The 9,572-nt window shown below is 56.2% G+C and carries 2 protein-coding genes, 1 tRNA gene, 2 rRNA genes and 6 pseudogenes; 3 read left to right on the plus strand and 8 right to left on the minus strand.

All coding sequences use genetic code 11. The features are described 5' to 3' along the window. Positions 1-157 precede the first annotated feature (157 nt). Positions 158-415: pseudogene (locus tag ShzoTeo12_RS27415) on the plus strand (DDE-type integrase/transposase/recombinase); the annotation flags it as partial. A gap of 224 nt (positions 416-639) precedes the next feature. On the opposite strand, the pseudogene ShzoTeo12_RS27420 reads toward ShzoTeo12_RS27415, so the two are convergent. Next, positions 640-1,927, minus strand: a pseudogene (locus tag ShzoTeo12_RS27420) (IS110 family transposase). Between the two features lie 237 nt (positions 1,928-2,164). On the opposite strand from ShzoTeo12_RS27420, the pseudogene ShzoTeo12_RS27425 reads away from it, so the two are divergent. Then, positions 2,165-3,000: pseudogene (locus ShzoTeo12_RS27425) on the plus strand (IS3 family transposase); the annotation flags it as partial. Positions 3,001-3,197: 197 nt separating this feature from the next. Here ShzoTeo12_RS27425 and ShzoTeo12_RS27430 read toward each other — a convergent pair. Next, positions 3,198-4,485: pseudogene (locus ShzoTeo12_RS27430) on the minus strand (IS110 family transposase). Positions 4,486-4,634: 149 nt separating this feature from the next. Here ShzoTeo12_RS27430 and ShzoTeo12_RS27435 point away from each other — a divergent pair. After that, positions 4,635-5,016: pseudogene (locus tag ShzoTeo12_RS27435) on the plus strand (integrase core domain-containing protein); the annotation flags it as partial. Between the two features lie 15 nt (positions 5,017-5,031). Here the strand turns inward: ShzoTeo12_RS27435 and ShzoTeo12_RS27440 are convergent. The 6 genes and pseudogenes from ShzoTeo12_RS27440 to ShzoTeo12_RS27460 form a co-directional block, all read right to left on the minus strand. Then, positions 5,032-5,496 carry a hypothetical protein gene (locus ShzoTeo12_RS27440; protein ID WP_210255084.1) on the minus strand — a complete coding sequence of 155 codons (465 nt, stop codon included), beginning with the start codon at positions 5,494-5,496 and terminating at the stop codon, positions 5,032-5,034. Positions 5,497-5,782: 286 nt separating this feature from the next. Next, positions 5,783-5,859 (minus strand) — tRNA-Met (locus ShzoTeo12_RS27445). A 96-nt stretch (positions 5,860-5,955) separates the two neighbouring features. Continuing rightward, positions 5,956-6,070, minus strand: a 5S ribosomal RNA gene (gene rrf, locus ShzoTeo12_RS27450). Positions 6,071-6,300: 230 nt separating this feature from the next. Further along, positions 6,301-8,731: ribosomal RNA gene (locus ShzoTeo12_RS27455) — 23S ribosomal RNA — on the minus strand. Positions 8,732-8,733: 2 nt separating this feature from the next. Continuing rightward, a pseudogene (locus ShzoTeo12_RS28355) lies at positions 8,734-9,105 on the minus strand (transposase); the annotation flags it as partial. Next, positions 9,027-9,488: an IS5 family transposase gene (locus tag ShzoTeo12_RS27460; RefSeq protein WP_318914426.1), complete on the minus strand. Its 462-nt coding sequence runs from the start codon at positions 9,486-9,488 to the stop codon at positions 9,027-9,029. The gene ShzoTeo12_RS27460 and the pseudogene ShzoTeo12_RS28355, both read right to left, overlap by 79 nt. Between the last annotated feature and the right edge of the window lie 84 nt (positions 9,489-9,572).

Here is a 9,572-nt window from a genome sequence, read left to right on the forward strand (position 1 = left end):
GCATTCCTGCTTCACGCAGGTGCACATTTTATACAATGTGCAGAGCCAAATGCAAAGAGATGGCGACAACCGGCATGAGATCCAACTTCGCCCCAGTTTCGGGAAAGTCCTGAGTGTCAACCGGCGCCGAATATTGACCCTTAACAGGGCGCAAGCGCGTGGCCGCAAACGAGCCCTGGGAACACGAGCGCCGATGGCAATCCCGCAGGGCCCGAACCAGCGCTGGAGCATGGACTTCGTCTCGGTTGCGCTGGTCGACGGCAGGCGCTTCCGTATCCTGTATGTCCTCGACGAATTCAGCCGCGAGTGCCTTGCCACCGTGGTCGACAACTCGCTATCCGGCGAGCGTGTCGGCCGGGAACTGGATCGCATCGCGCTCACAACCGGTTACCCCTGCATGATCGTCTCGGACAACGTCCTAAGTGCGGAAGAAAATGGGCTTGGCAGGCAAAGTTTCTCTGTCCGTCAGCATGCTCACGCTGCATGACGCTCGTCAAGTCACATCGTCGAACCAGGCGGCTTCCACTGGCAAGGGAAAAGGTCTCGTCCATAGCAAACACAGGGTCCATCATTTTGGCCCTCACCGTCCTTAACACGAGCTTCTGTTCCAGGTGGAAGACCCAAGCATTGTCTACAGGGTCATTCGAAGGATGCCCTCACGGCTCTAACTGACAGAGGTTCTTCCACCTGGTACCCGCCCTTCAACGAAGGGCCGGTAATCTGAACCGCTTTTGACGACGGCGTGTACGACACGCGCCATCTTGGCGGTAATAGCGGTCATTGCCTTGCGGCGGAGATCGGGATTGTCACGATCTCTCGCGATGTAGCGTTCGAATTTATGTCGGAAGCCGTTCTCACGCTGGCGGATGGCAACTTGCCCAGCAATCCACAGGGTTCGTCGCAGCCGCGCGTTGCCGAATTTGGAAAGTCGGGTTTGGCCGCGATACTGGCCCGATTGCTGTGTCGACAGATCCAGCCCGCAGAATTTGAGAAACTGACGGTGATGATGAAAGCGGCGCAGGTCCCCAGCCTCCGCAATGATCGTTAGCGCGTTGATCGGACCGATCCCAGGAATCTGCCGCAGGATCTGATAATCACGGCTGTTTCGCAGCAAATCATCGGCCTGTGCTTCGATCTCGTTGCGTTGGCGGATCAGGCTGCGGGCTTCGGCGACAACCATCCGAAACATGCGAATTGCAGGCGCATCCAGCGGCAATGGCAAGCCAATCGAGGTGCGGGCAGTCTCATAAATATCCATTAAAATCTGTGACTTGCTCACTTTCCTGCCGACAACATCCCATGCCGCTTCGACGAACTTCTCCTTCGTCAGTGTCGTGATGCTCGATGGTGTGGGGAAGGCGTCGAGGAACGCGAAGAACCAGTCGCTCCGACTGTTACCCCGGAAACGCTCGATCTCTGGAAAATACAGCGGCAGGTAATGCGTCAGGATGCGATGTTGGATCTCGGTCTTGGCGTTAGCAATGGCTTCGTGTGTCTTCGACAATTCTTGAACGTCGTTGATGCCAGCACGCAAGGGATCATGATAGACCTGAGTCGAGTGGATCCTCAACATGTGTAGGATCACCTGGGCATCCTTGGGATCGTTTTTGTCCCAACTGTTGTGCAAGGCTTCTCGCGTGCGGGCAAGCGCTAGCGACGACACTAACCGCGTTTCGAAGCCGGCTTCCACCAACCGCCAGGCGATCGGACGATGATAGTTACCCGTTGCCTCAAAGGCGCAGACCACCGGTCGGTCATATGATTGCAAAATCGCGATCAGATGGTCATGTTCTGCACGCGTATTGAGAACAGATAACCGACGGCGGCGTTTATGGCCGGGTGCTTCGATCAACACTTCATTGCGAACCTTGGCGATGTCGATGGCTACCAACACAGCATCGGCAGGTATAGAATTCTGACTGGTCATGGTCGGTCTCTCCGGAATGAGTTGTGAACACTCACATTCTAGAGGTACTTCGACTGGCCACGGCCACCTCGAACGATGCGCGCTTGCAGCAAAAAAGCTGCGCGCACCGTTCCCTCGGTGGCTCCAGTTCTTCCTTCCGTAGGTGCTACGGAACGGAGCTGACCTCGAACGCCATTGACCTGCCACTGAGAACTTCCTCCAGAATGGATTAGAGTCCGGCCCATTGAGGACGGACTTATGAAGAAGCAGCGATTTACGGAAGAGCAGATCATTGCGGTGCTGAAGGAGCAGGAGGCCGGAGCGAAAGCGGGCGATCTTTGCCGTAGGCACGGGATTTCCGAAGCGACCTTTTATAACTGGAAAGCTAAATACGGCGGCATGGAGGTATCTGAGGCCAAGCGCCTGAAGGCGCTGGAGGATGAGAACGCCAAGCTGAAGAAGCTGCTCGCCGAACAGATGCTGGATACAGCCGCACTCCGCGAACTTCTCTCAAAAAAATGGTAGGGCCTGCCGCCAAGCGTGACGCTGTCGCGCATCTGAAGGTCACGATGGGGCTTTCGGAACGGCGGGCCTGCCAGATTGTATGTGCCGACCGAAAGACGATCCGTTATCGATCCTCTCGACCGCCGGAGGTCGAGTTGCGAGCGAAGCTACGCGATCTGGCCAATGAGCGACGGCGGTTTGGCTACCGACGGCTGTTCATTCTGCTTCGGCGCGATGGGGAACCGTCCGGTGTCAATCGCATCTATCGGCTCTATCGCGAGGAAGGTCTCTGCGTGCGCAAACGCAAAGCCAGGCGTCGTGCTGTTGGCACGCGTGCGCCGATCCTCGTCGAAGCAAAAGCGAATGCTCGCTGGTCGCTGGATTTCGTCCACGATCAGTTCGCCTGCGGCAAACGCTTTCGCATCCTCAATGTGGTCGACGATGTCACACGCGAATGCCTGGCGGCGATCCCGGACACATCTATCTCTGGTCGCCGTGTCGCGAGGGAACTGACGACGCTTGTCGAGCGAAGGGGCAAGCCCGGCATGATTGTTTCAGACAACGTCCTAAGTGCGGAAGAAAATGGGCTTGGCAGGCAAAGTTTCTCTGTCCGTCAGCATGCTCACGCTGCATGACGCTCGTCAAGTCACATCGTCGAACCAGGCGGCTTCCACTGGCAAGGGAAAAGGTCTCGTCCATAGCAAACACAGGGTCCATCATTTTGGCCCTCACCGTCCTTAACACGAGCTTCTGTTCCAGGTGGAAGACCCAAGCATTGTCTACAGGGTCATTCGAAGGATGCCCTCACGGCTCTAACTGACAGAGGTTCTTCCACCTGGTACCCGCCCTTCAACGAAGGGCCGGTAATCTGAACCGCTTTTGACGACGGCGTGTACGACACGCGCCATCTTGGCGGTAATAGCGGTCATTGCCTTGCGGCGGAGATCGGGATTGTCACGATCTCTCGCGATGTAGCGTTCGAATTTATGTCGGAAGCCGTTCTCACGCTGGCGGATGGCAACTTGCCCAGCAATCCACAGGGTTCGTCGCAGCCGCGCGTTGCCGAATTTGGAAAGTCGGGTTTGGCCGCGATACTGGCCCGATTGCTGTGTCGACAGATCCAGCCCGCAGAATTTGAGAAACTGACGGTGATGATGAAAGCGGCGCAGGTCCCCAGCCTCCGCAATGATCGTTAGCGCGTTGATCGGACCGATCCCAGGAATCTGCCGCAGGATCTGATAATCACGGCTGTTTCGCAGCAAATCATCGGCCTGTGCTTCGATCTCGTTGCGTTGGCGGATCAGGCTGCGGGCTTCGGCGACAACCATCCGAAACATGCGAATTGCAGGCGCATCCAGCGGCAATGGCAAGCCAATCGAGGTGCGGGCAGTCTCATAAATATCCATTAAAATCTGTGACTTGCTCACTTTCCTGCCGACAACATCCCATGCCGCTTCGACGAACTTCTCCTTCGTCAGTGTCGTGATGCTCGATGGTGTGGGGAAGGCGTCGAGGAACGCGAAGAACCAGTCGCTCCGACTGTTACCCCGGAAACGCTCGATCTCTGGAAAATACAGCGGCAGGTAATGCGTCAGGATGCGATGTTGGATCTCGGTCTTGGCGTTAGCAATGGCTTCGTGTGTCTTCGACAATTCTTGAACGTCGTTGATGCCAGCACGCAAGGGATCATGATAGACCTGAGTCGAGTGGATCCTCAACATGTGTAGGATCACCTGGGCATCCTTGGGATCGTTTTTGTCCCAACTGTTGTGCAAGGCTTCTCGCGTGCGGGCAAGCGCTAGCGACGACACTAACCGCGTTTCGAAGCCGGCTTCCACCAACCGCCAGGCGATCGGACGATGATAGTTACCCGTTGCCTCAAAGGCGCAGACCACCGGTCGGTCATATGATTGCAAAATCGCGATCAGATGGTCATGTTCTGCACGCGTATTGAGAACAGATAACCGACGGCGGCGTTTATGGCCGGGTGCTTCGATCAACACTTCATTGCGAACCTTGGCGATGTCGATGGCTACCAACACAGCATCGGCAGGTATAGAATTCTGACTGGTCATGGTCGGTCTCTCCGGAATGAGTTGTGAACACTCACATTCTAGAGGTACTTCGACTGGCCACGGCCACCTCGAACGATGCGCGCTTGCAGCAAAAAAGCTGCGCGCACCGTTCCCTCGGTGGCTCCAGTTCTTCCTTCCGTAGGTGCTACGGGACCGAACTGACCTCGAATGCCATCCTTGCTTGGTCGAAGGATCACAAGGTCGAGTGGCACTACATCGCGCCGGGAAGACCGATGCAAAATGGCTATGTCGAGAGCTTCAACGGCCGCATGCGCGACGAGCTGCTCAACGAGAGCCTGTTCTTCGGTCTCGATCATGCTCGCAGCGCCATTGCGGAATGGGCCGGCGACTACAACAATTTCCGGCCGCACTCATCGCTCGGATACCAGACCCCAGCGGACTATGCCGGGATCATCGCCGCAACCGGCTCCAACGCTACGCAATGTGGAAGCTCCGCGTTTCCGCCGGTTGCTCCCACCCCGCCATTTGGCTTATCAAAAAAACGCCGACGCTCTAATCGCAGCCGGATGAAACTTCAGTGGCAGGTCAAGCTTGCTTGTACTCGGCGGGGCTGAACCATGGCCGGTGAACAATCTTCCCCTGCGTCTTATACGGCGGCGACAGGTCGGGAAGATGCTGGAGCCATTTATGGCGAATGGCGGTTTTCAGGACCTGCCGGAGCGTGCCCACCTCGTCATGCAAGGTGCTGCGTGCCGGTGCCCTCCCCGTCGTGGACGTGGCAATGCGCTGCACGCGATAATCCTGAACTGTACCGGCATTGATTTCCGAGACGCCCATCTTGCCGAAGAACGGCACCAGATGGAGCCGCAGGCGGATGCTGTGACCCTCCACCCATTTGGGGCTGCGCTCCCCCTCGGTGATGGCCGCATATTCCTGCTCGAACTTCTTGGCGGCTTCCGCGAAGGTGGTTTCGGTCTTCAAAATACCCGCCGCCGATTTCCCGCGCAAACCGAGAAGCCAGTCTTCTGCAAAAGCCTTGGCCTGCTCCAAGCCGGTTTCCTTGGTGCTCACACGATACTGACGGCCCTTTATGGACGTAGAGCAATGCCAGACGCGGCCCCGCGCCGGTAAATCTGCACCAATCCTCCGAGGATTTCATGGCTTGGCATACTGCCCTCCCATTTCGCTTATTGCTCGATATGGGAAGAGGGAATCACACCATCAAGCCTCCCGTCAAACGGGTGGGGTGTGTTTGTGCTGACTGTGTGCTAGGTCCAAAAACGACTTCAGCCTCCCGAAGGAGGCCGATTAAAGTCTTGATAGTCTTTAAGAAACTTGGTTGCGGGGGCAGGATTTGAACCTGCGGCCTTCAGGTTATGAGCCTGACGAGCTACCGGGCTGCTCCACCCCGCGTTATTGTTTATGCATTGCAAAAGGGCCGCTTTGAGGGCGGCCCGATTTCGGCTTGGGCCGAGGCTTGTTATGAGAAGATTTGATTGCCTTTAGCAGACCTGGCAGCGACCTACTCTCCCGCGTCTTGAGACGAAGTACCATTGGCGCTGGGGCGTTTCACGGCCGTGTTCGGAATGGGAACGGGTGCAGCCACCCCGCCATGACCACCAGGTCGGCTAAGGGCAATCTTTTGAGAAGCTGGTAGAAGGCTCGAGCCTTCGTTTGTCTTAATTTTGTGAACACGTCTTTGATCTTTGGCCTGGCGTTTCGGAGCGAATCTCCGCAAGGCCAGAGGCCGTCGCGCCTGATGGCGCGGCCCGTCCGGAGCGCTTTGGCGCGTCAGGACAGAAGATCAGCATCATCAGTGCAGCTATGCTGCGCCGATGAGCATGAACAATGAGAACGATCAAGCCAATCGAGCTATTAGTACCGGTAAGCTTCACACATTGCTGCGCTTCCACACCCGGCCTATCAACGTGGTCGTCTTCCACGGCTCTCAAGGGAATACTCGTTTTCAGGTTGGTTTCCCGCTTAGATGCCTTCAGCGGTTATCCATTCCATATATAGCTACCCTGCTATGCCCTTGGCAGGACAACAGGTCCACCAGAGATATGTCCATCCCGGTCCTCTCGTACTAGGGACAGATCCTGTCAATATTCCTACACCCACGGCAGATAGGGACCGAACTGTCTCACGACGTTCTGAACCCAGCTCACGTACCGCTTTAATTGGCGAACAGCCAAACCCTTGGGACCTGCTCCAGCCCCAGGATGCGATGAGCCGACATCGAGGTGCCAAACAACCCCGTCGATATGGACTCTTGGGGGTCATCAGCCTGTTATCCCCGGCGTACCTTTTATCCGTTGAGCGATGGCCCTTCCACGCGGGACCACCGGATCACTATGACCGACTTTCGTCTCTGCTCGACTTGTCAGTCTCGCAGTCAGGCGGGCTTATGCCATTGCACTCGACGACCGATTTCCGACCGGTCTGAGCCCACCATCGCGCGCCTCCGTTACTCTTTCGGAGGCGACCGCCCCAGTCAAACTACCCACCATACACGGTCCCGGATCCGGATAACGGACCGCGGTTAGACATCCATGACGATAAGGGTGGTATTTCAAGGATGGCTCCACAGAAACTGGCGTCCCTGCTTCAAAGCCTACCACCTATCCTACACATGCCGACACGAATGCCAGTGTAAAGCTATAGTAAAGGTGCACGGGGTCTTTCCGTCTAACCGCAGGAACCCCGCATCTTCACGGGGAATTCAATTTCACTGAGTCTCTGCTGGAGACAGCGGGGAAGTCGTTACGCCATTCGTGCAGGTCGGAACTTACCCGACAAGGAATTTCGCTACCTTAGGACCGTTATAGTTACGGCCGCCGTTTACTGGGGCTTCGATTCAAAGCTTGCACCTCTCCTCTTAACCTTCCAGCACCGGGCAGGCGTCAGACCCTATACGTCGTCTTGCGACTTCGCAGAGCCCTGTGTTTTTGATAAACAGTCGCTACCCCCTGGTCTGTGCCACCCCACAACACTTGCGTGCCATGGGGTCACGCTTCTTCCGAAGTTACGCGTGCAATTTGCCGAGTTCCTTCAGCAGAGTTCTCTCAAGCGCCTTGGTATTCTCTACCTGACCACCTGTGTCGGTTTCGGGTACGGTCTATACGGTGGAGCTATTTCCTGGAACCGCTTCCCTGCACACCCAATCCAATAAGAATGTACAAGTTACGCAATCCGTCACTACCACCAGGCCCACGAATATTAACGTGGTTCCCATCGACTACGCGTGTCCGCCTCGTCTTAGGGGCCGGCTAACCCTGCTCAGATTAACTTTAAGCAGGAACCCTTGGTCTTTCGGCGAGGGAGTCTCTCACTCCCTTTATCGTTACTCATGTCAACATTCGCACTTCCGATACCTCCAGAGGCCCTCACGGGTCCTCCTTCGCAGGCTTACGGAACGCTCCGCTACCACTGGACTTTAAGTCCAATCCTCAGCTTCGGTGCATGGCTTTAGCCCCGTTACATTTTCGGCGCAAAACCCCTTAATTAGACCAGTGAGCTGTTACGCTTTCTTTAAATGATGGCTGCTTCTAAGCCAACATCCTGGTTGTTTTGGGAGTCTCACATCCTTTCCCACTTAGCCATGACTTGGGGACCTTAGCTGGAGGTCAGGGTTGTTGCCCTTTTCACGACGGACGTTAGCACCCGCCGTGTGTCTGCCGACTAGTACTCTCAGGTATTCGGAGTTTGGTTAGGATCAGTAAGACGGTGAGTCCCCATAGCCCATCCAGTGCTCTACCCCCTGAGGTATTCGGTCGACGCTCTACCTAAATAGATTTCGCGGAGAACCAGCTATCTCCGAGTTTGATTGGCCTTTCACCCCTAGCCACAAGTCATCCCAATCTATTGCAACAGATGCGGGTTCGGTCCTCCAGTTGGTGTTACCCAACCTTCAACCTGCTCATGGCTAGATCACTCGGTTTCGGGTCTAATGCGTCGAACTGAACGCCCTGTTCAGACTCGCTTTCGCTGCGCCTACACCTACCGGCTTAAGCTTGCTCGACACACTAAGTCGTTGACCCATTATACAAAAGGTACGCCGTCAGCCTTGCGGCCTCCGACTGCTTGTAGGCAACCGGTTTCAGGTTCTATTTCACTCCCCTTGTCGGGGTGCTTTTCACCTTTCCCTCACGGTACTTGTTCGCTATCGGTCATGCACGAGTACTTAGAGTCGGTCCGGAAAGTTATTCAGTTTGAACAGAGCCTTCTCAGCATGAGGCGAATGGATGCCAATTTGAGGAAGGCGAGTGCGTTGCGTGACATGTTTTCGAAGTCCTTGGCCAGCCTGCGGCAACGTCCCAGCCACGCGAAGGTCCTCTCAACCACCCAACGTCTCGGCAAGACCTCGAAGCCTTTGGCAGTATCGGAGCGCTTGACGATTTCGGTCGCAAGGCCCGGCATGGCCTTCTTCTGCCCCTTGGCAAAGACAGGTCCCTGATAGCCGCCATCGGCGAACAGCCTTTTCAGGAACGGGTACCTCCCAAACAGCGTCTTCAAGACCAGCACGCCACCGTCACGATCCTGGATGTCGGCCGGGTGAACCAGGGCATGAAGCAGCAGCCCTACCGTATCGACGAGGATGTGGCGCTTCTTGCCCTTGATCTTCTTGCCCGCATCATACCCGCTCGGGTCGATGCAGATCCCCCTTTTTCGGCGCTTTTAACGCTCTGGCTATCGATGATGCAGGCGGTGGGACTGGCCTCACGATCCATCGCCTCGCGGCATTTCACATAGAGTTCATCGTGAAGACGGCCGAGTGTGCCGTCCCAGTTCCAAAGGTCGAAATAGTCGAACAACGTGCTCTTGGCCGGCAGGTCTTTCGGAACGGCGCGCCACTGGCAGCCCGTGCTCAGCACATACAGCAGGCCGTTGACGACCTCGCGAACATTGACCTCACGTCGGCGCCCGCCACGCTTGGCTGGAGGGATCAACGGCTCCACCAGAGCCCATTCCGCATCCGTCAGATCACTCGGATAGCGCAATCCATCGCGCTTGTATTTTCCACGGTTCGCTGTCGTCCACATCGCTGCCTTGCCCGAAAAGAATCATCTCAAAGCCAGGGAATCATAACCGACTCAGATTACGCAACTTCTTTCCGGACCGACACT

This window comes from Shinella zoogloeoides (assembly GCF_033705735.1).
GTDB lineage: Bacteria > Pseudomonadota > Alphaproteobacteria > Rhizobiales > Rhizobiaceae > Shinella > Shinella zoogloeoides_A.

Bases quoted from the DNA above. Each gene is read 5' to 3' on its own strand.
- ShzoTeo12_RS27460 (WP_318914426.1), bottom strand. From the start codon at position 9,488: ATGTGGACGACAGCGAACCGTGGAAAATACAAGCGCGATGGATTGCGC.